A 21,738-nucleotide genomic window follows, 5' to 3' on the forward strand; every position below is an offset into this window, starting at 1 on the left:
GTGAGAACCCCGACATTCGCTGGTCATCGAACGTCCGGATCTATCTCGATTCAAAATCCCTGTGGCGGAATTCGTTTCGGTCGGCCACCGTTTCGCAACGGCTCAGCCGGGTAGCCGTGCTGTAGCAAGCCACGAGGCAGGAGGGAAGGGTCATGACGAGACCGATACTGGAAGCCCGGAGCCGCAACACGGTCCACAACGAGGGCCTGGAGGTCGACTTGGACTCCCTCACGCCCGCGAGCACGCGGGTCATGGTGCGCGATTTCCTCGCCCCATTGCCCGAAACCGCGGTCGCGGACACGATCCAGGTGTTCGACGAGCTCGCGAGCAACGCCCGCCGCCACGGGCTCCCACCGCGAAGTGCCCGCATATCGCTGAACCACGTCCGCGACCGGGTACGCATCGAAGTAGACGACACCGGCCCCGGTGAACCACACCCACGCGCCCCCGACCACACCGGCGGTCTCGGGCTGCTCGTGGTCGACAACCTCGCCAACACCTGGTCTTGTAGCCGGCACAACGGACACAAAACCATCCACGCCGAACTCACCTTCGCCCACGACGTCCGTCCCGCGGCGTGATCGGCACATCGAGCAGTTACTCGTACAAGCCTCTCATCTGGGCAGCGGGATGTCGGCCTTGAAGCGGTCGCCGGGCGGCAGTCCGCGTAGTACGGCGCTGGTCCAGGCCACCGCCGGTGGCCAGCCGGCCGTGGCGTTGACGAGGTGTTCGGGGAGGGGCATGGTGTAGAACCGCAGGTCGGCGCCGCGGTTCCAGTAGTCCTGGACCGTCGGTAGAACGACGTCGGCGGGGATCAGTTCGTCCCAGATGCCGTGCCACCAGAAGATCGGGCTGTCCGGGATGTGGTGGCCGAGACTCTGTTCCGCGAGAATCCGCATGACCTCGGGGGTGGTGTCGAGCGATTTGCCCGGCTTGAAGTAGGCACTGATCGGCCGGTACGCGCCGGCCGCCGCGATCGTGTAGACACAGCGTTTGCCCATGTCCGCGACAATCGCCTGGCCTTCCGGGGTCAACAGTTCCTCGGCGTCGAACTCGTCGGGGAATTCTCGTGACAACGCGGCGAACCCGAGCCACATGGTGAAGTTGCTGATTCCGGTGAGCCCCGGCTGCGCGGCCACGGCGAAGCGGGCCTGGGCCTGCAGATCAGCAGGGAAGCCGCCGACCGCGGTGCCGAGCAATCGCACGTCGGGCGCATAGGTCTGACGCAGTTCGGCGGCGCGGATCGAGCCCGAGCCACCGCCGGAGTAGCCGTAGAGCGCGATGCCGGAATCGGCCAGGCCCAGCGCCGAATTCTTCATGGCGCGCAGGCTGTCGAGCACCATCTTGCCTTCGTCGTAGGTGTTGAAGGTGTTGAACTTGCCGTCGAAGTCCGCGACATTGATCGCGAAACCCTGGGCCAGCCAATAGACCGCGAGCGCGGCCTCTTTCATCGTTCCGGTCCGCAGGGTGTAGGACGGATTGCACGACGAGTCGGTCGAGTCGATCGCCTCCTGGAACGACACCACCGGCCGCGGGCTGCCCGACCAGGGGATGCCGGGAATGATCACCGAGGTCGCCGTGGCGATCGGATTGTCGTACACATCGTTGCTGCGGTACAGCAGCTGTTCGGTGTGAACAGGGAAGGGTAGCCCGAGCAGCCGGGTCTGCACCGTGCGGGAACGGATGATCTGCCCGGGGGCGTAGGAACCCAGGTCGGCCGGGTCGTCGTACCACGGGTCCTCAGCGGGAACCGGAATCGGCAACAGATCGTAGAGCTGAGGCTCGGTGGGCAATTGCGGCAGCTGATTCTGATCCGGCGGAAAGCTCGGATACGGATCTGCCGCGGCGACCGTGGTGCCCGATACCGCCAGACACATCGCTGCCAGCGGGGCGACCGCCCATCTCCGCGCAACTCTCGGGTTCTTCATCGAATCCTCACTTCGGTAGGTGACGCCGATTACAGCACGCCACCTTGTTGTTAACAAGAGCTCTTGTTGCTATTTCGTATTAGCTACGCTGATCTGCGTGACATCGATCGAAAAGCGCCCACGGCGAATCCAGGGGCTCGACGCCGAGCAGCGCCGAGCCCGTCGGCGGGAGCAGATCCTGCACGCCGCGTTCGAGCTGATCGCCGCCAACGGATACCCGAACACCTCCATCGAGCAGATCTGCCAGACCGCACTGGTCGGCAACAAGGCGTTCTACGAGTTGTTCGACAGCAAGGAGGCCTGCTATCTCGCCCTGTTGCAGCAGGTCAGCGAGCGATTGCAAGCCGACGTCGCCGCCGCGCTGGCGCGCGCACAGGGCGATCGCGATGCCGTCGTCGTCGAGACCCTCAGCGCCTTCGCGCACGCACTGGTCGACGACCCCCGCGTCGCCATCGTCACCTTCGGCGAGGCGAGCGCCATCTCGGCCACGGTCGAACAGCAGCGCCGCACCAACCGACGGTGGGCGGCCGAATTCCTCGAAACACTGTGGCGTGATTACGGATTCGTGCCCGCCACCGGTTCGCGGGTCGACCTGCACGCCCTGGCTGTCGCCACCATCGGTGGGCTGTTCGACACGGTCTCGGACTGGCTGCACCACACCACCCGCGGCACTTCGGGTGACATCGACACCCTCATCCGCGACCTCACGGCATTCACCCAGATCGTCCACCTCGGCCTGGGCGCGGCCGCGCGGGCACCTGACCCGAGCAACTAAAAACAAGAGCCCTTGTTCAAAACAAGAGCTCATGTTGTAATCGGCTGCACCTACCGAAGGAGCAGCCATGCAGTGCCGCATGCATTCCGTTGCCACCACCGCACGTCAGATCGGTGCGCTCCAACGATCCGGGGTCATCGATCTTCGGCGACCACTCCAGGTCGCGCGCATCGCACGCACGATGCGCACCTACGGCCCGATCGCCGGTGGCGTACGGAGTTCCGCGCAACGGACGCCGGACCGGATCGCACTCGTCGACGGCGACCGGCGAATCACCTACCGCGAACTCGACGAGCGCACCGACGCCATCGCCGCCCGCTGGTATCGGGACGGGTTCGGTACCGACCACACCATCGGCGTCCTCTACCCGGACGGCGCACCACTGGTCGAAACCATGGTCGCCGCAGGCAAACTCGGTGCGCGGCTGGTTCTGCTCAACACAGGTTTCGGCGCCACTCAGCTCACCGATGTGATCGCCCGTGAGCAGGTCGACGCACTCGTCCTCGATCCAAGCCTGCCCGTGGCGGCCACTCCCCTACCCGACACCATCACCGTGCTCACCCTCGATGGCAGCGGTTCCCAGCGGCCACCGGCACCGGCCAGGCAGGGCGGTTTCGTCCTGCTCACCGGTGGCACGACGGGCACTCCTAAAGGCGCGCCACGCCGGGTCGAATCACCCTTGGCGGCAGCTCAATTCGTCGCTCGAGTACCGCTGCGACGCGAGCAGACCGTGCTGTTGTGCGCACCGTTGTTCCACGGAACGGCGCTGTCACAGTTCATCCTGGCGCTCAATCTCGGTTCCACGATCGTGCTGCACGGAAAATTCGACGCCGCCCGCGCGCTGGCCCAGATCGCCGAACACCGTGTCGAGATGGTCGTGCTGGTTCCGACCATGCTGCGGCGCATCCTCGATCTGAGCCCAGAAGTATTGGCACACACCGACACCACCTCGCTGCGCATCGTGTTCACCGCAGGCGCGGCGCTACCCTCGGCGCTCGGCACCAGGGCGATCCAGACGTTCGGACCCGTGCTCTACAACTTCTACGGCTGCACCGAAACCGGCACCGCCGCCATCGCGACCCCGCAGGACTGGACAGCCGCACCGGGGACCGTCGGCAAGGCCCCGGTGGGCATCACCGTCGCGCTCTACGACTCCGACGGCACCCGAATCACCGACCCCGACGTCGTCGGGACCGTCTACGTCGGCAACTCGATCGCCTTCGCCGGATACTCCGGCGGCGGCTCCAAACAGACCCGCGACGGCCTGATGAGCACCGGCGACCTCGGCCACTTCGATTCCAGCGGAAGGCTTTTCATCGACGGCCGCGACGACGACATGATCGTTTCCGGCGGCGAAAACGTCTTCCCCGGAGAAATCGAAGACCTCCTCTACACCCACCCCGCCATCACCGAAGCAGCCGTCATCGGCGTCCCCGACGAAGAATTCGGCCAACGCCTCGCCGCCTTCATCGTCCCCACCGTCAACCTCGACGCCGACACCGTCCGCACCTACGTGAAAACCCACCTCGCCCGCTTCAAAGCCCCACGCGACGTCACCTTCGTCGACGACCTCCCCCGCACCCCCACCGGCAAAATCGACCGCCGAACCCTCCTCACCCTCCACTGACCGATGCTGCCGTTCGGGCGCCAGGCCGAGAACCCTGTACGCGTACCGATGCGGCGAGCAGGTCACCTCATTGTCGCGGAAATCAGCGTGATTGCCGAGATCAGTGCTGATATGGCGAAAGCGACTAGGAGAACGATCGACAACGGCTCGTATGTCATGCCGAGATCCCAAAACGCGGACAGCACAATGTAGGAGCCGATCGACGCGACGAGCAGGGCCACAGCACAGGCCGTTAGCAGAATCGCTCGACCGAGGGGGCGACGCTTGAGCAACAACACCACGCCGAGCAGCAGCCCCGAGCTGACAAGTCCCATGGCGACAGCGCCGAACCACAAGAGACGAACAACCGATAGCTCGACCCATGGATTGAGGGTTCCATCGGGGAAATGCGGTACGACAACGGAGCTTTCGTACAGTCCGACCAGGAGGCCGGCCAACAGAACGAACGAAACCACCGCATCGAGTATCGCGAAGATCGCCGCCGCTGTCGTGGTGGTGCGCTTCGGAGACCGCACCCGCTGAACCTGGAAACTGTCTCCTCTGGGCCCCTGCGCTGGCTGCGGATGCAGGTTTTTCCTTTGATGGTCCGCGTACGTCACCGCACTCCCCCTTGTTTCACCAAGCCATGCCGCCACAAAGCCGCGCAAATCTTGATCCGCCTGGATCACTTTGGATGGCAACGCAAATCGTAGTCCGTATAGCGACCAGTGCGCTCGGCAGCAGATTGCGTTCGGGCCGATGGACAGCTTGTAAGCGCCACACCGACTACCCTCCCCACCACCACCGCGGGCGACGACCTGGCGGTCGGCCCGCGGCGTGGTCGGGGTCAGCTTTCGATGGCGGCGTGGAAGGCGACGGTGTCGAAGATGTCTTCCATTCGGGTGGCTTTGCCGTCGCGCATGGTCCAGGAGTGCAGGAAGGGCAAGGTGGTCGAGGTTCCGCTGCGGGCGATGACCTGGCGGGTGCCCAGGACGATGACGCGGTCGTTCTGTTCGATGAATTCGACCGGGTGGAGCACCATGCCGCCGAGGACCGACGGGACGCGAGCGAGGAACTCCTTGATCCCCTCGTGGCCGATCTTGGTTCCGCCCAGGCCGTATTTGTGCATGCCGTCCGGGTGCACCCACTCGACGTCGTCGTGCATGGCGGAGAGGATCTTGGCGACATCACGGGTCGCGAAACCCTCGTACGCGGTGCGGATCACCGCGATGTTCGGCGTCGTCACCTGAGTGTGGTTCATCGCGGCGTCACCTCACGGACGTGTGCGGGGTAGTGCGCGGCGAGGGTACGCCGGATTCCCTCGCGCCAGTCGACGGTGCACGGGCCGGTGAGGGAGCGGCGCATTTCGGGGTCGAACTGGTAGGTCTCGCGGGTGATCTCGGACGGGACGAGTTTCGCCTCGATGCCACTGAGTTCTTCGAGGTAACGGACGCAATCGGTGATCCCGACCGACTCGTCACCACCCCAGTTGACCACCCGGGCGGGTACCGACGCCGCGTCCCACAGCGCGGGGACCTGGGCGACGAGGTCGTCGGTGTAGAGCAGCGAACACCAATTCTGGCCCTCGAGCGGAACCGGGATCGGCTCGCCGGCCAGCATCCGCTTGAAGTACAGCATGGGCACCCCGCCGTATCCGCCTGGGCCGTAGGCGATATTGAGGCGGGCGATCGTGGTCGGCAGTTCGAGTGTGTTCGCCAACGCTCGCACGGTGCCTTCGGCCGCGATCTTGCCGACCGGGTAGGTGGGCAGCCAGTCGGCGACACCGTCGATCGGGTCGGATTCACGATAGGCGTGGTCGAGGGTCTGCCGCTTGTACAGCGCGCCGGTCGACACGAACAGAAACGCCTCGGCGGTGCGACAGTGGGTCATCAGCCGCGCGCACGCGGTGGAGTTGACGGTGAGCGCGTCTTCGAAATCGGTGCCGTCACCACGGTGAACCGCCGAGTGCAGCACATGGGTGAAATCGGTCGGCAGCTGCGCGTAACCCGCGGCCGTCGTGTCGTTCATGTCCCAGTGCTCGGTGATCACGCCGGAGGCGCGCAGTTCGTCCTCGACACCCGGCGTTCCGAAGCGGCCGAGGCACCAGACCTCGTTGTGGGCGGCGAGCGCCTCGGCGACCGGTCTGGCGACCTGCCCCGTCCCGCCGGTGATCAGAATCTTCTTGCCCTGCAACGTATTTCTCCCTATCGGTCGGCGTCGGCCTGTGCCAGCGCGCGGTCGAGTTCTTTGCGCAGAATGGACTGGAACGCGGTGACGTGCCGTGGTCCCATCAATGTGTAGTGCTCACCGGGCACATCGATGTAGCGGTTCGCCTCGGTGGTGAATTCGTCCCACCTGCGCAGTTCGTTGTCGATCCAGTCCTGTTTGGTGCCGCGCAACGGGACCGCGCAGAACACACTCATCGAGCGAACGGCGCCGCTCGGCGTGTACGTGCGGCCGAGACCGGTGAGCCCGTCGGCGAGTTCGGCCCACGCCGTGAACTTCGTCAGATCCAGGTCGAGTTCGGCGACGCGGTCGGGCGGGGCGAGTTCGATCAGGCGCGCGAGCTGGTTCCCCTTGGACAGCGCTCGCAGTTCGGCGGGCAGTTCGACGGCCTGCCGCTTGGTGACCAGGTCGAGGAACATCGCGAGATTCGTCGCGGTCTCGGTGAAATCGAGCTCGTCCATGCGGTATTTGATGTGCGGTGGCAGGTTGAAGCTGCCGAGGAAATCGACCCGTTCCCCGTCGGCTTCGAGCCGTTTGGCGATCTCGAACGCTACCGCGGCGCCGAAGGAATAACCGGCCAGGGCATACGGACCCTGCGGTTGCCGCCGTCGGATGGCGCTCGTATAGACGTCGACCATCTCGTCGAACGTGTGGAACGGCTCCTCCCCCTTGTTGAAACCGCGGGCACGCAGCGCGTAGAACGGACGGTCTCCGACGAAGTACTTGGCCAGATTGACGAACACCAGAACCTCACCGACACCGGGGTGCACACAGAACAGCGGCGTCTTCGTACCACTGGTCTGCAACCCCACGATCGGATCGTAACGTCGCGGCCCGCCACCGCCCTCGTCCACGACAGCTGCCAGCTCCCGCACCGACGGTGCGGTCAGGATGGCGATGATCGGCAGGTCCGATACGCCGAAGCGGCGGGCGATCTGCTGCTGCAGCCGAAGAATGTCCAGCGAGGTGCCACCGAGGTCGAAAAAGCTGGCCGTGGCGCTGATTTCGGTTGCCGGAACATCGAACAGCTCCGCGTAGACATCGGTCAGGATCGACTCGGTACCCCCCTGCGGTGCCGAGTATCCGCCGAGCTGGCGGGTCGTGAGTGCCGCGGTGTCGGCGATGACGCGGTCGTAGCCGCCTGATTCGAGCTGTTGGCGCATGCGCGGCCGCAAGGTCTTGCCCAGGCTCGTCTTCGGGAAGTCCGCTTTGCTCAGGGGCAGAATGAATCCGGGGCGGAACCCGCACAGCAACACCACCGTGGAACGGACGGCCGTCAGTAGGCGATGCAGGTCGGCTTCGTCGGCGGTCTCGGCGTGCAGGGCGATCACGAGCTGTTCGGTGTCACTGCCGGGGCGACGCGTCGGGAACGCGGCCACATAGCCACGGGCGATGCCGTCGAGTTCTTCGACGGCCGTTTCGATCTCGTGGCTGAAGTAGTTCACGCCGTTGACGATGATGCTGTCCTTGCTGCGGCCGACCAGAGTGAGCCTGCCGTCGGTCAACCGGCCGAGGTCGCCCGTGCGGAACCAGCCGTCGGCGGTGAACGCCGCGCGGGTGGCCTCGTCGTTGTTGAAGTAGCCGCCGGTGACCATGGGGCCGCGCAGCTGCACCTCCCCCGCAGCGCCCGCGGGCAGCGGTCGCCCGTCCTGGTCGGCCACCCGCAACTGTAATCCGGGCACCGGATGCCCGACGGCGGCGAACTCCTGCCCGGTGTCGGCCCTGGGGAAGTCGCGATTGTAGATACTTCCCGCGCAGGTCTCGGTCATCCCGAACGCCGGCCACAGCGCGGTCTCGCGTAGACCATAGGCGGCAAAGGTTTCGAGGAACCGTGTTCCGGTCGCGACCACATTGGCTTCGCCGCCGCTCACGATATGCCGCAAGCAGCTCAGGTCGAGACGGGCGCCGTCGACGTCGGGTTCGAACAGCGTATTCAGTTGTCCGAGCAGGAAATTGGGTGTGAAAGTCATGGTCACCCGGTGGCGGGAGACGATCCGCAGGAATTCCATCGGATCGTCGGCCACGACCTCACTCGGCGCATGGATCTGTCGCGCACCGCAATACAGCGGTAGCAGATGCGTTTCGAGCAGGGCCGCGACGTGATCGAACGAGATCCAGTTGAAGGTGATGTCGTCGGGATTCAACTGCTGGACGGCGGCTTTGGCTGCCATGGAGCTGAGCAGATTGCCGTGGGTGAGTGTCACCGCTTTGGCGTTTCCGGTGGATCCGGAGGTGAGGACCAGCAGCGCGAGGTCGTCGGCGGAGGCGAGGTACGGGGTGGGCTCGTGTTCGCCGGTGCGCAACGATTCCACCGTCACCGTCGCCACCCCGGGAACCGCGGGCATGGTGTCGTCGATCGACTGTGACGTCACCACGAGTGGGCGTTCCAGCAATTCGTCGACATGACGCAACGCGCTCGCCCAGCGGGTCGGATCGGTGGGCTGGGCGACCATCGGGCACGGCACGAACCCGCCGAGGAAACACGCCCACAGCACGGTGACGAAGTCTTCGTGATCATCGAGCAGGAGAGCGACTTTCGACTGCGGGCGCAACCCGCGGTCGCGCAACGCGCCGGTGAGCGACAAGGCCTCGTCGAGCAGTTGGGGATATGAACGGTGCACCCGCACGGTCGGTCCGTCGCCGGTGCGCTGCAAGTAGGTCGTGCCGCTCGTGGGATGGTGCCGGGCGGCGTGCAGGAGAATCTGAGCCACCGACCCGGCGTCGTTGACCGCGTGGGGTACAGGAATGGTCGAAATATTCGATGTAGCAGTCATTGTGCCTATCCACTGATCAGAGTTGCGCCGCGGCGCGATATTCAGGCGGTGGCGAAGACCTCGTCGTACTCCAGCCGTGGCAGCCGTCCCATCCAGGCGTCCGGGCCCGGCTTGCCGATGTTGATGACGCACAGCGGGACATGCCTGCCGTCGGGGAAGAACTCGCGTCGCACGGCGTCGCCGTCGAAGCCGACCATCGGGCCCGCGGCCAGACCCGCCGCGCGAATGCCGACGATGAGGTAGGCCACCTGCAGCGCGGCGTTGAACGTGGCCGAGGGCTCCCGGACCGCCGGATCGGCGAAGACGTTCTGCGGGTTCTCCATGAACGGAACCAGTTTGGGCAGCTCGTCGTGGAAGTCGAGGTCGGCCGCGAGAACGACCGTCAGCGGCGCCCGCGCGGTCTTGTCCTTGTTGCGGTCGGTCATCGCCTCGACCAGCTTCGACTTCGCTTCGTCCGACCGCACGAGGACACCGCGCAGCGGTTGCTGGTTCATCGAGGTCGGCCCGAACTTCACGAGTTCGTAGACAGCCCGGAACTGCTCGTCGGTCACCGGTTCGTCGGTGAACGTGTTGGCGGTGCGGGCAGCGCGGAACAACATGTCCTGCGCCGCCGCGTCGAGCGCCAGTAGATCGGTTGATGTCGCCGTCATGAATCCTCCGCGGCTCGAGTTACTTAGACTAGTCAGTCCAGTCCAGTAAATAGTAGATAGACTGGCTCGTCCACCCGTAATCTTGGTGACCCAGGCCACTCATCCGTGAAAGGCGCCGACGGACATGTCGACATCGGCAACGCGATCGACCGGACCCGGCGGCCGCCCCCCAGGGGGCGATCCGGGTAAGCGTCGAGCCATCCTCGACGCCGCGATCGACACATTCCTGCGCGACGGCTACGAGCGGGCAACCCTCGACGTGATCGCCGAACGGGCCGGCGTGGCAAAACAGACCGCCTACAACCACTTCGGCGACAAACAGACCCTGTTCCTGGCCGCGGTCGAGCACGAACGCGCCCAGGTGGCAGCGACCTTCGGTACCGCGATCGCCGGGCCGGATCGCACCGATGTCACCGCCGCGCTCGTCGAGATCGGCCACCGCGTCCTGCGGGTGCTGCTCGACGAGCGGGCGTCCGCACTGCGCCGTCTCATCATCAGCGAGGTGGCCCGGATCCCGTCACTGCGCCCCGCCTGCGCCGACGGCGAACCGAAACAGCTGGTGGCCCAGATCGCCGACCTGCTGCGTTCCCGCAGCGAACTCGACGTCGAGGATCCCTCGACCGCGGCCCGTCAGTTCGTCTCGCTTCTCGTCCAGCAGGGTCTGCACGCGTCGATGTACGGCACGATCGCGCTCCCCCGCACCGAGGCCGACACCATCTGCACCGAGGCCGCCAACCTGATCGTGCGCGCTTTCCGCACCGATCCGTGACCCTCCCGATCCTCGCCGACAGCAAGGTGACCCACGACGCGAGACGCGGCTGCCACGGCCGCCCCATTTCGAGCGCGTCGACCTGGTGTCGAGGGGTAACCTGTTCAATCGATACAGTCGTCGGATCCGGCGAGGTCGGATCCGGAATCGGAAGTCGGTAAGCCCCATGGTCTCCGCATCGGAGTTGGAAGAACTGGCCCGCCAAGCCGAGGTCGACGGCACCGCTCCTAGAGTCGGTGTGATCATCGAACGCGACGGAACAGTCCTACTCCTGGAGCGTCACGACAGTGGTCCGGTCAAGGTCCCGCTGAAGCTTCCCGGGGCCACGGTGAAGCCGGGCGAGACCCTCGCCGCGGCGGTGACGCGTGGGGTGCGCGAGGAAACAGGGCTTGTCGTCACCGGGATCCGCCATCACGTCGGCGATTTCGACTACCTGTCCCCCGACGCACACCGCGTCCGCCGACTGCATTTCGCCGTGGATGTCGCGGCGTTCGAACCGATTCAGCTCACCGCCCATGCGCGGTACGCCTGGACGCCGCTCGATGGCCACCTCCCGGTGACATCCTCCATCCGCGGCATCCTCGGTACGTACCGCGAACTCCGGGGACGCGCCGCAATGTCGTGAGATGGATCCCCACTCCGGCATCCAGCCCGGCACCGATTCCGCAGCCCTCGTGGGACGCCCCTCGACGAATGGCTCCTACGTCCGCGCCGGTGTTCACCGCGGAATGGCAAAGCGACTGTGCCTGACCGGCGATTCGAATCGCCGGTCAGGCACGAACCTCTCCCCACCGCACGACGCGCGACGCCCGTCCTGCGGTGATTAGGCCGCTGAGGCGTCCGGGGTGTGCCTGCCGGCGCGGGCCTGCAGGTCTTTGTCGATCTGCGCGAAGTCGCGGTCCTTGGTCTCGGGGACCCGGCGGTAGACGAATATCAAGGCCACCAGGCAGATCACGGCGAAGATCAGGAAGACGGGTCCTGATCCGATCGCCCCGGTGAGCGGCAGGAAGGCCGTCGACATGATGAAGTTCGACAACCAGCTCACCGCTGAGCCCGCGCCCGAGCCCTGTGCCTGCACGTCGGGTGGGAAGACCTCTGCGAGGATCACCCAGAACACCGGGCCCATCCCGATGGCGAAGGACGACACGAACACCAGCATGCACACCAGCAGGATCACCGAACCGAGATCGACGATGAACGAGACACCGAGCAGTGCCACCGAGATTCCCATTCCGACCAGGGATATCAGCAGCAGCGGTCGGCGTCCGAGCCGGTCGATCAAGCGCAGCGAGACGAATGTCATCGCGAGATTGACGATGCCGATGATGACCGAATAGACGATCGAGTTCGAGGCGCTGAGGCCGGTCTCCTCCATGATCGTCGGCGCGTAATAGAGCACGGTGTTGATGCCGACGAACTGCTGCAGGACGGCGAGTCCGAGTGCCACGACCAGCGCGGGGCGGACGCGGGGTGCCAGCAGCACGCGCCAGCCCTTCTGCTCGGGACTCTTGTCCTGTTCCCGAAGCCGCTGGCGTTCGGCTTCTTGGTGGCGGTAGTGCTCGATCACCTTCTCAGCGCCCGCCGCACCGACGACCGAGCCGATGGTGGTCCGTGCTTCGTCGATACGCCCCTGCGCGATCAGCCAGGTGGGCGTTTCCGGCAGCCGTTTCACGATCAGCACCAGCAAGACCGCCGGAATCGCGCCGACCCAGAACATCTCGCGCCAGTCGCCGCTACCGCTGAAGGCGAGGTTCACGAGGTAGGCCACGAGCATGCCGACCGTCTGCAGCAGCTGATTGAGGGTGAGCATTCGCCCGCGGATCTGCGGCGGCGAAATCTCGCCCAGGTAGGTGGGAACCAGTGCCGAGGCGATGCCGACGCCGAAGCCCATGACCAGCCGGCCGAGGACGAGCAGCGGGAATCCCGTCGCCAGCGCCGACACGATGAAGCCGACCGCGAACAGCAGCCCGGCGCCGCCGAGCACCATTTTGCGGCCGAATCGGTCCGCGAGCCCGCCGGTGAACATGGCCGCGACCAGCGCGCCGAGCAGCAGAATACTTGTCACCAGGCCCTGTTGGGCGTCGTGGAGGTCGAGGTCGCCTCGGATGTAGAGCAACGCACCGGAAATGACGCCCGTGGCGTAGCCGATCATGAAGGTGGCGAGGTTGATCCACAGTCCCCACCGAGCGACCATGCGCAATCCCGCGCTGGGGACGTCGAGTTGAGAATTCTCCGAACTCGTCATCTCATTCCCCCCGGCCGGGGAGCCCGGTCGGAGCCCAGCCCTCGGGGCCGGTGCTGCCTGCCGCGTATTCCCCTATCGGCACCCGGTTTTCGCGCCAAGCCTGGCGGACCGGCTCGATGATGCGCCAGCACTGGACGGCCATGTCGCCACGGACCGACAGCGGTGGGATGCCCTCGATCACGCCCCGGAGTACTTGGCCGTAGGGCGGCAGCATGCCCGCGCCGAACTCTCCGGCCAAGCTCACCGGATCGATCTCGAACGAGTCGCCCGGTCCGCTGATGTTCACGTCGAGACCGAAGGTGTTGGCGCCGAGGGGTATTCCGATGTGGAGCCGGTTGGGTTGCGGGCTGCCGGTCATGCCGACCGGTACTTGTTGCGGCGGCTTGAAGGTGACCGTCACCTCGGTGCGCGGTGAGCCGAGTGCCTTGCCCGAGCGCACCCGGAACGGCACCCCCGCCCAGCGCCAGGTATCGACCGCGAGCACCAGTTCGGCGAAGGTCTCGGTATTGCGGGAACCGTCGATGCCGTCCTCGTCCACGAAGGAGGGCACCTGGCGGCCGTCGATCTCACCCGCGGTGTAGCGGGCGCGGCGGCTGTATTCGATCGGGTCGTCGTCCCAGATCCGGGTGGCCCGCAAGATCTGGGCCTTCCCGTCGCGCACGGCGTCTCCGTGCAGCGACGGCACGGGCTCCATCGCGAACAGCGACAGCACCTCGAGCAGGTGGCTCTGGATCATGTCCGCCAGCGCGCCGGTGCCGTCGTAGAAGGCGGCCCGGCCTTCCAGCGTCAGGCTCTCGTCGAAGACCACGTCCACGCTGTGCACGTGCTGGTTGTTGAGCAGGGGTTCGATCATGCGGTTGGCGAACCGCACGCCCAGGATATTGAGGACGGTCGACATGGCGACGAAGTGGTCGATCCGGTGCACATGGTCTTCCGGAACCAGCTGTGTCACCAGTTCGTTGAGCGCGGCGGCGCTCTCGGCGTCACTGCCGAACGGCTTCTCGATCGCCAGCCGGGTGCCTTCGGGCAGGTCCAATCCGGTGAGCACGCGGCAGACCTTCTCGGTGACGGCGGGCGGCAGCGCGAAATAGATGATCAGCTGACCCGAGCACGAGTCCAGCAACGCGCGCAGATCGTTCTCGTTGGTGGCATCGGCCCTGACATAGCGGGTGGTCGCGACGACGGCTTCCACCTGCGGCCCACGCGCGTCCACCGTCGCGAAGGACTCGGTGACCTGCGTCCGCCAGCGGTCGTCGTCCCAGCTTTCCACCGCGCTGCCGACGAGCTGAAGCTTGTCCACACTGCCGGTGGTCAACAGCGCGCCGAGCCCCGGCAGCAGTAGCCGCGCGGTCAGATCGCCGCTCGCACCGAGAATCACCAGCGTCTGATCACGTGAACCGTTCGCACCAGTTGTCGAGTCCGAGGTCATAGTCCTTCGCTCCTGTCGTGCGTATTGCGACGAGCAACGCGGCCTGCAATGCCGATCCGACCCTGCGCCCACAGCGGAGCGCCTCCTGCTTGAACTTGCGCGGGACAACTCTATGTTGCCGATGGACCCGGCGCCGGGAGGTCGTGAGCAGCGCGTCACCGGGTGCACGAAACGGCGTGAAGCCGATCAGCGCGACCCGGGTTCCGTTGACCGCGACCATTCATACTCGCGTTCGACATGGCATATCCGCGCCCGGTAGCCGAGATAGAACCGCTCGCGTCCCTGGCGCTGCACTGCGACATGTGCGACGTTCTCACGCCAGCTCCGTAGGGCATCCAGGTCACGCCAATACGACACGGTGATGCCACAGCCCGCGTCTCGGGCGAACTCCATGCCCAGGTAGCCGTCGACCTGTGCTGCGAGGTCCGCCATTTCCGCTGCTGCTTCGACGTATCCAGCCAAGTCCGCGGTATCGGTCGACAGGGCCGTGGTCAAAATTGCTGCATAGTAGGGCGGGGCGGTGGTGCGGACGAATGGCAAGTCGCCATGCCACGACGTCATGACCCCTTCCTTTCAACGGCTCTGCGCCGGTAGACAACACAACCGGTGGTCGCTGGGTGACGATCCACCCGCGACGGTTCAACGGCGACACGCGGCCATCTGCGGTGGGGGTGCGCCAGAATCGAAGACATGAGTACCGCATCGGCAGTTGCTGTCGCCGTCGTGTTCGTCTGGCTCGGCATGGTGCTGGCCATCTCGTTTCTCGAGGCGCCGCTCAAGTTTCGCGCACCGAACGTCACCCTCGCGATCGGGCTCGGTATCGGCAGGATCGTTTTCCGTGCGCTCAATATCGTCGAAACCTGTTGGGCGGCAGTTCTTGTGGCCGCGTTGATGATCGGTCTTCCTGGCGTCGCGGCCGGTTCCGCTGTCGCTGTCGCGGTGATCGCCCTCGCCGTCCAGGTGATCGCCGTCCGTCCGCGACTGAGCCGTCGCAGCGACGCGGTGCTGGCCGGGCTCGATGCACCTCGCTCACTCGGCCATTACGGCTATATCGCGCTGGAAGTGGTGAAGACGATCGCACTGGTCGTGGCGGGTATCGCCCTGCTGATCTCCGCCTGACACCTCGCGGAGGGGCCGCCTCGAAGCCGCGAGCACCTGCATTGGTTCCCGGTTACTTCTCGGGGACCGAGGGCCACCAGACCTTGTCGCCCAGGAGTTCGAACAGGGCCGGGACCACCAGGGTTCTGACCACGAAAGTGTCGAGCAGGATGCCGATGCCGACGACGATGCCGAGCTGGGTGAGGGTGATCAACGGAAGTACGCCCAGGACGCAGAACACCGCGGCCAGTACCGCGCCCGCGCTGGTGATCACCGCGCCGGTGGATGCGACGGCGCGAACCATGCCCTGGGTGGTGCCGTGGGCCGCGGCCTCCTCACGCGCTCTGGTCACCAGGAAGATCGTGTAGTCCACGCCGAGTGCGACCAGGAACAGGAAACCGAACAGTGGCACGTTGGTGTCCAAAGCCGGGAAGCCGAACACGGTGCCGCTGATCCAGCTGCCCGCGCCGAGGGCGGCGAGCGCGCTCAGGACCGTGACGCCGACGAGCAGCACCGCCGCCGGGATCGCGCGCAACAGGGCCAGCAACACCAGCAGAACGACGACCAGGATCAGCGGGATGACCAGTCCCTGGTCCCGGCGCGCGGCGTCGCGGATATCGAGGGCCTCGGCATCGGAGCCGCCGACGAGCGCTGCACCGTTGGGGATCGCGCCGAGTGCCGACCGCATCGCCTCGACGGTGGTGAACGCGTCGGCCGAGCCGGGCGGCGCGTCGAGGACCACCGACCACCGCGTCGTACCGGTGTCGGAGTTTCCGGTTCGGGTCGCCCGTGAAATCCCTGGCACGGTATCGAGCTCGGCCTGCACCGACGGTGCGGCCGCCGTGCGGGCGATCACGACGGCGGGGTCGGCGGAGCCGGAGGGGAAGTGTTCGGCCAAGGTCTGTAGTCCGTCGACGGATTCGGCTTCGACCCGGAACTGCTCGGTGCGTGACAGGCCGATGTCGGTGGTCGCGAGACCGGCGGCGAAGACCACAAGGACCGCCGACGCGACACCGGCGACGAGGGCCGGGCGGCGCACCACACGCATGGCGACGTTCGCCCAGATGCCGTGCTCGGCCGGGTCGCGACCGTCGGCGTGCGGCACGAAGGGCCAGAAGATCTTTCGCCCGCACAGCGCCAAGGCCGGGGGCAGGGCGAAGAGGACGAAGATCAACGCGACGACGAGTCCGGCCGCCGCGAACGCACCGAGGCTGCGCGTGTTCGGCAGCGCGGCCAGCAGCAGAGTCAGCAGTGCGAGCACAACGGTGACATTGCTGGCCAGGATGGCGGGCGCGGCATGGCGCACGGCGGCGCGCAGAGCGTCGCGATGGTCGTCGTGGCGATGCAGTTCGTCGCGGTACCGGGAGACGAGCAACAGCGCGTAGTTGGTGCCCGCGCCGAAGACCAGCACGCTGGTGATACCGGAGGTCGAGCCGTCGAAGGTGAGACCGGTGAGCTGGGCCAGTGCGGTGCCGACGCTGGTGGCGACGCGGTCGGCCAGGCCGACGACCGTCAACGGGACGAGCCAGAGCACCGGTGAGCGGTAGGTGAGGATCAGCAACACCATCACCACGAGCGCTGTGACGATCAGCAACAGGGTGTTGGCACCGGAGAAGGAGTCGGCGATGTCGGCGCCGAAGGCGGGACCGCCGGTCACTTGCACGCGCAGCGGTTCGGGCAGGTCAGTGGTGAGGGTAGTGCGCAATTCGTCGACGCGATCGGTCAGCGCGAACCCGTTGAGGTCCGCAGGCACCGGGATCTGGGCGATGGCGGCGCGGCCGTCGGGCGCCGGGACGACGCGTGGACCGCCCGACGCGGAGACCTCGGCCCGAGTGAGCGCGGCCTCGAGTGCGGCCAGGTCGGGCGGGGTGAGCACGCCGTCATCGGTGCGGGTCGCCACCAAGATCGCGGCGGCTTCGTCCGCGCCAGGGAAGTCGTCGGCGGCAGCGGCGGCCCGAGCGGATTCCGACGAGGACGGCAACGACACCGGCGCCTGCCCGGCGCTCTGGTTGCTGCCCGCCGACGCGATAACAGCCATCGCGGCCACGAACACCGCGAGTAGCAGCGCCCACGATCGCCGCCCGGTCACCATCCGGGTGAACCGATCCCATCCCTGCCCGTCGCTGAGTCGCATCACGCGGACAACTATTTCAGAAACTTAACTATCTGACAATGTCGGCCCCCGGAAGCGGCTAAGCTCGCAACCGGATCGAGAGGAGACATGCGTTGGGTGACCAGACCATCGAGGACACCGATCCGGCTCGCGACCGGTCGGAGCTGGAAACCGAGATCGCCCGCGATCTGCGCGCGCTGACCGCGGTCTCCGAACAGATCGGTCATGTCTTCGCGCGGTCGAACGATCTGCGCCCCAACGACTTCCGTGCCCTGATGCATGTGGCAACCGCACAGGCCGAAGGCGCACCGGTGACCGCGGGGCGGCTGAGCACACTGATGGGTATTTCCGCGCCCGCAGTCACCTACCTCGTCGAGCGGATGATCGAATCCGGCCATCTCGAGCGAGTACCCGACGCCACGGACCGCCGACGAGTGCACCTCGGCTACACCGACCACGGTATGTCCGTGGCGGCCGGATTCTTCGAGCCACTCAGCACCCGCACCCGAGCTGCGTTGGCCGAGCTGCCCGCTGCCGATCTCGAGGCGGCCCACCGGGTGTTCGTCGCGATCACCGGCGCGCTGCGCGATTTCCACAGCGAGTTACCGGCGCAGACCGACCGCTGAGCCCGTCGCCGACGTCGGTCTCGGCTCGCCGACCGCGCCTCCACCGCTCGTCCGCCGCCCACAGCATCGTTGGGCTCGATCCGCGCGCCGCCGTGCCACATGCCTGCCGTGGCCGATGTCGGTGGCAGACTCGAACGGTGGTGACAAAGCAGTGGGGTGACACCGAGAATCGGCAGTGGATTCTTCGGCGCAGGCCAGGAAACACGTTGAGCGACAACGACTTCGAATTGCGACATGCGCCCGTACCCGAACCCGGTCCGATGGAGGCGCTGGTGCGGGTGCGGTGGCTGGGAATCGACGCTACTCAGCGGGGTTGGCTCAACGAGGAAGCCGGGTATATCGAGCCGGTGCCGCTGGACACGGTGATGCGTGGCAGCGGTGCCGGTGAGGTTGTGGCCTCGAACAACCCCGACTATCCCGTCGGGTCCTGGGTGGTGGGGATGGTCGGGTGGCAGGACTATGTCATCGCCGGTGGGCAGGGACTGTTCGGCTTGAACGTGGTTCCCGACGGTATCGACCCCAAGCTGATGCTGAGTGCGTTCGGGGTGAACGGGCTCACCGCCTACTTCGGGATGGTCGATATCGGCAAACCCGAAGTCGGCGACACCGTCGTGGTTTCCGCGGCTGCCGGTTCCACCGGGTCACTGGCCGGGCAGATCGCCAAGGCCCTGGGTTGTCGGGTGATCGGGATAGCCGGGGGTCCGGCCAAATGTGCCTGGCTGACCGAGACTGCGAAGCTCGACGTCGCCATCGACTACAAGCACGACAACGTGGCCGAGCGGCTGGCCGAGGCTGCGCCGAACGGTATCGATGTCTTCTTCGACGGTGTCGGCGGCACCATCCTGGAGGCCGGCCTGGCCAACCTGGCGAGGAGCGCGCGGGTGGTGCTGTGTGGCGGCATCGCCTCCGGCTATACCGCGACTGCTCCGGCGGCCGGGCCCCGCAACTACATGGAGCTGGCCATGCGTCGCGCGCGCATGGAGGGCTTCATCTTCCTCGACTACGTCCAGCGTTTCCCCGAGGCGTTCGAGCGGCTGACGACCTGGCATGCCGACGGTGCGCTCGTGGTCGCCGAGAACATCGTCGACGGTCTCGAATCCGCGCCGAGCGCGCTGCGCGGCCTGTTCGGCGGCGCCAATATCGGCAAGCAACTCGTGCGCATCGATACATAGGGAGATCGCCGGAATCGGCAGGAACGAGGTGGCTATGCCGTCGGGTCCAAGGGTGAGTCGATGAGTGACGGTACGACGCTGCGGTCCTGGTGGAAGGACCCGGTCGACTACCGCTGGCTGGTGCGCACTCTCGCCGCTCGCTCGGCGCTGCTGCCGCTGAAGGTGCTGATGGGCACCGCCGGTGCGGGGATCGCGGTCATGGGTCTGGTGATCGCGGGCACGCCCGCGGGGCCGCCCGTCGCGGCGTCCGTTGTCGGAGTTCTGGCGGGCGTGCTGTGGGCCGCGCGCTGGTGGCTGCTGCCCTGGCCCGGCAGAACCGAGTCGCTGGTCCTGATCGCCTGCGCCGATCTGCTGTTCACGATCGAGTTCCTCCAGGTGCACAACCGCCTGTTCGGCGCCATGGGTGCGGTGCTGCTGCTGGCAACCGGCAGTTATCTGAGTTTCTTCCACAGCGCACGGGCCGTGGCCGCGCATTCGGCCTGGTCGATGCTGTCGGTGGTGGTGCTGTCCGTGCGGATCGCGACAGGCGGGGACGGCGTCACCCTCGCGGTCGCGGTGGGTCTGCTGCTGGCGACGGTGATCACCGCGGTGCCCGCGTTCCAGCTGCTCTACTGGCTGCTGCGCATCGAGTCGCTCTCGGACCCCCTCACCGAACTGCTCAACCGGCGGGGCCTGGAGAACCGGCTCCCCCGACTCGTCGAGGACCATCGCGCCGTCTGCGTCATCTCCTTCGACCTGGACCGGTTCAAGAGCGTCAACGACACATGGGGTCACCGCATCGGCGACATCGTGCTGATGCGAACCGCCCGGCGTCTGCGCGAAGCCACTCCGGATTCGGCGGTGGTGGCACGAACCGGCGGCGAGGAGTTCGTCGTGGCCGCCCCGATCGCGGCGGCCGACGCCCGCGAGGTCGCCGAACACCTCCGCCGGGTGGTCGCCGCGCCCTCGGATAGCGAGGTGGGCGTGACAGCCAGCATCGGCGTCGCGGTCTTCGACGCGACGGGCTGCCCACACTGCCCACGCCCCACCCCCGACCGCTTGCTGCAGTGCGCCGACGCGGCGATGTACCAGGCGAAACAGTCCGGTGGAAACCTGGTCGTGCTCGACGACCTCACCCGGCCGCCCGGGCACTCCCACACCCCGGACGGGGAATGAACCGGGAATTGCCGCTGCCCAGGGCGGTGCGCACCACGGTGATCAGCCGGAAAGCGCTGGAATGCGGGCGATCTCGCGGCCGATCCGGGTGAGAAGTCGGCTGGTCAGGTCCGGGTCTTCGGCGGTGTTCGAGTCGGTGTAGTCGCCGAGAGAGTAGACGGCCGTGAAACCGGCTCGGTGCCAATGGTCGCGGGGCAGGCTGTTGCGGCCGGCGACCGCGACGACGGGGGTGGGGTAGGCGCGGCCGGCCAGAACCGCGGGGAGTTTTCCGTGGGCGGTCTGCTCATCGATGCTGCCCTCGCCGGTGATCACCAGGTCGACATCGGGCAGGTGGCGGTCGAATCCGAGCAGTTCGAGAAAGAACTCGGCACCGGAGACCATGGTGCCGCCGAGCAGCAGGGCGGCGAAGCCGATCCCGCCCGCGCTGCCCGCACCAGGCGCGACCGCGACAGCCGCCGCGTCCGGATAGCCGCTGCGGACGGAAGCGCGGACCAGGTTACGCAGTCCGTCGTCGAGAAACCGGACGTCGGACTCGGTGGCGCCCTTCTGCGGGCCGTACACGGCGGCCGCACCGTCCGGTCCGAGCAATGGGTTGGTGACATCGCTCGCGACCACGATGTCCACCTCGCTCAACCGGACCGCCCGCGACGAGTCGACCGTGTGGACGCGGGCGAGACTCCGCCCACACGCGCGCAATCGCTGTCCACTCGCGTCGGCGAAGGTGAAGCCGAGCGCGGTGAGCATCCCCATCCCACCGTCGGTGCAGGCGCTGCCGCCGAGCGCGAGAACCAGGCGTTGCGGCCGGTGCCGCAGCGCCTGCGAGATCGCTTGTCCCACACCGAGACTGCTCGCGTCCAGCGGCAGCTTCCGGCCGTTCGGCAGGGTGGCGAGGCCGCAGGTGCTCGCAACCTCGACCACGGCGGTACCGTCGCCGACGGCGATCCGCGCGTACGTCGGGGTTCCCGACGCCCCGGCCACTGTCACCGGATACGGCGTGAAACCGGCCGTGACCGCCGCGTCGACGCTCCCGTCGCCGCCGTCGGCCATCGGCATCCGCAGGCTGTCGATCCCCGCCTCCGCCAAGCCGTCGGCCAGGCGGTCGGCGACCTCGGCCGCGGTGAGGCTTCCTTTGAATTTGTCCGGGGCGACCAGAACCCTCACGCGGTCGACGT

General features: G+C 66.7%; 20 protein-coding genes. 9 read left to right on the top strand and 11 right to left on the bottom strand.

What is annotated here, in order from left to right:
- Positions 1-152: 152 nt before the first annotated feature.
- Positions 153-581, top strand: a complete 429-nt coding sequence (locus AB0F86_RS10955; protein ID WP_356983545.1) for an ATP-binding protein — start codon at positions 153-155, stop codon at positions 579-581.
- 33 nt (positions 582-614) lie between these two features.
- On the opposite strand, the gene AB0F86_RS10960 is transcribed toward AB0F86_RS10955, so the two are convergent.
- Positions 615-1,928 (bottom strand): lipase family protein, encoded by a 1,314-nt coding sequence (locus tag AB0F86_RS10960; protein WP_356983546.1) that lies wholly within the window; start codon positions 1,926-1,928, stop codon positions 615-617.
- A 97-nt stretch (positions 1,929-2,025) separates the two neighbouring features.
- On the opposite strand from AB0F86_RS10960, the gene AB0F86_RS10965 reads away from it, so the two are divergent.
- Positions 2,026-2,703: a TetR/AcrR family transcriptional regulator gene (locus AB0F86_RS10965; protein WP_356983548.1), complete on the top strand. Its 678-nt coding sequence runs from the start codon at positions 2,026-2,028 to the stop codon at positions 2,701-2,703.
- 67 nt (positions 2,704-2,770) lie between these two features.
- Positions 2,771-4,330: an AMP-binding protein gene (locus AB0F86_RS10970; RefSeq protein WP_356983550.1), complete on the top strand. Its 1,560-nt coding sequence runs from the start codon at positions 2,771-2,773 to the stop codon at positions 4,328-4,330.
- 62 nt (positions 4,331-4,392) lie between these two features.
- Here AB0F86_RS10970 and AB0F86_RS10975 read toward each other — a convergent pair whose 3' ends face one another.
- The 5 genes from AB0F86_RS10975 to AB0F86_RS10995 all read right to left on the bottom strand — a co-directional run bounded on the left by AB0F86_RS10975 (position 4,393) and on the right by AB0F86_RS10995 (position 9,959).
- Complete coding sequence (locus AB0F86_RS10975) at positions 4,393-5,010, bottom strand: hypothetical protein (protein WP_356983552.1); 618 nt, start codon at positions 5,008-5,010, stop codon at positions 4,393-4,395.
- A 146-nt stretch (positions 5,011-5,156) separates the two neighbouring features.
- Positions 5,157-5,570, bottom strand: a complete 414-nt coding sequence (locus AB0F86_RS10980) for a nuclear transport factor 2 family protein (protein ID WP_220139399.1) — start codon at positions 5,568-5,570, stop codon at positions 5,157-5,159.
- Positions 5,567-6,502, bottom strand: coding sequence for an NAD(P)-dependent oxidoreductase (locus AB0F86_RS10985; protein ID WP_356983554.1), 936 nt, complete (start codon positions 6,500-6,502; stop codon positions 5,567-5,569). Before AB0F86_RS10985 ends, AB0F86_RS10980 begins: the two co-directional genes overlap by 4 nt.
- An 11-nt stretch (positions 6,503-6,513) precedes the next feature.
- Positions 6,514-9,309: a non-ribosomal peptide synthetase gene (locus AB0F86_RS10990; protein ID WP_356983556.1), complete on the bottom strand. Its 2,796-nt coding sequence runs from the start codon at positions 9,307-9,309 to the stop codon at positions 6,514-6,516.
- Positions 9,310-9,350: 41 nt separating this feature from the next.
- Positions 9,351-9,959 (bottom strand): malonic semialdehyde reductase, encoded by a 609-nt coding sequence (locus tag AB0F86_RS10995; protein ID WP_356983558.1) that lies wholly within the window; start codon positions 9,957-9,959, stop codon positions 9,351-9,353.
- Between the two features lie 124 nt (positions 9,960-10,083).
- On the opposite strand from AB0F86_RS10995, the gene AB0F86_RS11000 reads away from it, so the two are divergent.
- Positions 10,084-10,728 (top strand): TetR/AcrR family transcriptional regulator, encoded by a 645-nt coding sequence (locus AB0F86_RS11000; RefSeq protein ID WP_356983560.1) that lies wholly within the window; start codon positions 10,084-10,086, stop codon positions 10,726-10,728.
- Positions 10,729-10,894: 166 nt separating this feature from the next.
- Positions 10,895-11,353: an NUDIX hydrolase gene (locus AB0F86_RS11005; RefSeq protein WP_181698270.1), complete on the top strand. Its 459-nt coding sequence runs from the start codon at positions 10,895-10,897 to the stop codon at positions 11,351-11,353.
- A gap of 198 nt (positions 11,354-11,551) precedes the next feature.
- Here the strand turns inward: AB0F86_RS11005 and AB0F86_RS11010 are convergent, their stop codons facing one another.
- The 3 genes from AB0F86_RS11010 to AB0F86_RS11020 all read right to left on the bottom strand — a co-directional run bounded on the left by AB0F86_RS11010 (position 11,552) and on the right by AB0F86_RS11020 (position 14,963).
- On the bottom strand, positions 11,552-12,973 hold the full coding sequence (locus AB0F86_RS11010; RefSeq protein WP_356983561.1) for a sugar porter family MFS transporter: 1,422 nt from the start codon (positions 12,971-12,973) through the stop codon (positions 11,552-11,554).
- A gap of 1 nt (position 12,974) precedes the next feature.
- Positions 12,975-14,402, bottom strand: coding sequence for a glucose-6-phosphate dehydrogenase (locus AB0F86_RS11015; protein WP_356983563.1), 1,428 nt, complete (start codon positions 14,400-14,402; stop codon positions 12,975-12,977).
- A gap of 186 nt (positions 14,403-14,588) precedes the next feature.
- Positions 14,589-14,963 (bottom strand): antibiotic biosynthesis monooxygenase, encoded by a 375-nt coding sequence (locus AB0F86_RS11020; protein ID WP_225279355.1) that lies wholly within the window; start codon positions 14,961-14,963, stop codon positions 14,589-14,591.
- A gap of 129 nt (positions 14,964-15,092) precedes the next feature.
- Here AB0F86_RS11020 and AB0F86_RS11025 point away from each other — a divergent pair, with 129 nt between their 5' ends.
- Positions 15,093-15,521 carry a hypothetical protein gene (locus AB0F86_RS11025; protein ID WP_356983565.1) on the top strand — a complete coding sequence of 143 codons (429 nt, stop codon included), beginning with the start codon at positions 15,093-15,095 and terminating at the stop codon, positions 15,519-15,521.
- A gap of 52 nt (positions 15,522-15,573) precedes the next feature.
- Here the strand turns inward: AB0F86_RS11025 and AB0F86_RS11030 are convergent, their stop codons facing one another.
- Positions 15,574-17,634: an MMPL family transporter gene (locus tag AB0F86_RS11030; RefSeq protein WP_356983782.1), complete on the bottom strand. Its 2,061-nt coding sequence runs from the start codon at positions 17,632-17,634 to the stop codon at positions 15,574-15,576.
- Positions 17,635-17,726: 92 nt separating this feature from the next.
- Between AB0F86_RS11030 and AB0F86_RS11035 the strand changes: the two genes are divergently transcribed.
- The 3 genes from AB0F86_RS11035 to AB0F86_RS11045 all read left to right on the top strand — a co-directional run bounded on the left by AB0F86_RS11035 (position 17,727) and on the right by AB0F86_RS11045 (position 20,566).
- Positions 17,727-18,239 carry a MarR family winged helix-turn-helix transcriptional regulator gene (locus AB0F86_RS11035; RefSeq protein WP_356983566.1) on the top strand — a complete coding sequence of 171 codons (513 nt, stop codon included), beginning with the start codon at positions 17,727-17,729 and terminating at the stop codon, positions 18,237-18,239.
- Between the two features lie 140 nt (positions 18,240-18,379).
- The gene (locus AB0F86_RS11040; RefSeq protein ID WP_356983784.1) at positions 18,380-19,411 is read left to right on the top strand and encodes an NADP-dependent oxidoreductase; all 1,032 of its coding nucleotides are present in this window, start codon (positions 18,380-18,382) and stop codon (positions 19,409-19,411) included.
- A gap of 60 nt (positions 19,412-19,471) precedes the next feature.
- Complete coding sequence (locus AB0F86_RS11045; RefSeq protein ID WP_356983567.1) at positions 19,472-20,566, top strand: GGDEF domain-containing protein; 1,095 nt, start codon at positions 19,472-19,474, stop codon at positions 20,564-20,566.
- A 42-nt stretch (positions 20,567-20,608) separates the two neighbouring features.
- Here AB0F86_RS11045 and AB0F86_RS11050 read toward each other — a convergent pair whose 3' ends face one another.
- Positions 20,609-21,727 (bottom strand): glycerate kinase, encoded by a 1,119-nt coding sequence (locus AB0F86_RS11050; RefSeq protein ID WP_356983568.1) that lies wholly within the window; start codon positions 21,725-21,727, stop codon positions 20,609-20,611.
- Positions 21,728-21,738: the final 11 nt, after the last annotated feature.

This window comes from Nocardia sp. NPDC023733 (assembly GCF_040639775.1).
GTDB classification, from domain to species: Bacteria; Actinomycetota; Actinomycetes; order Mycobacteriales; family Mycobacteriaceae; genus Nocardia; species Nocardia rosealba.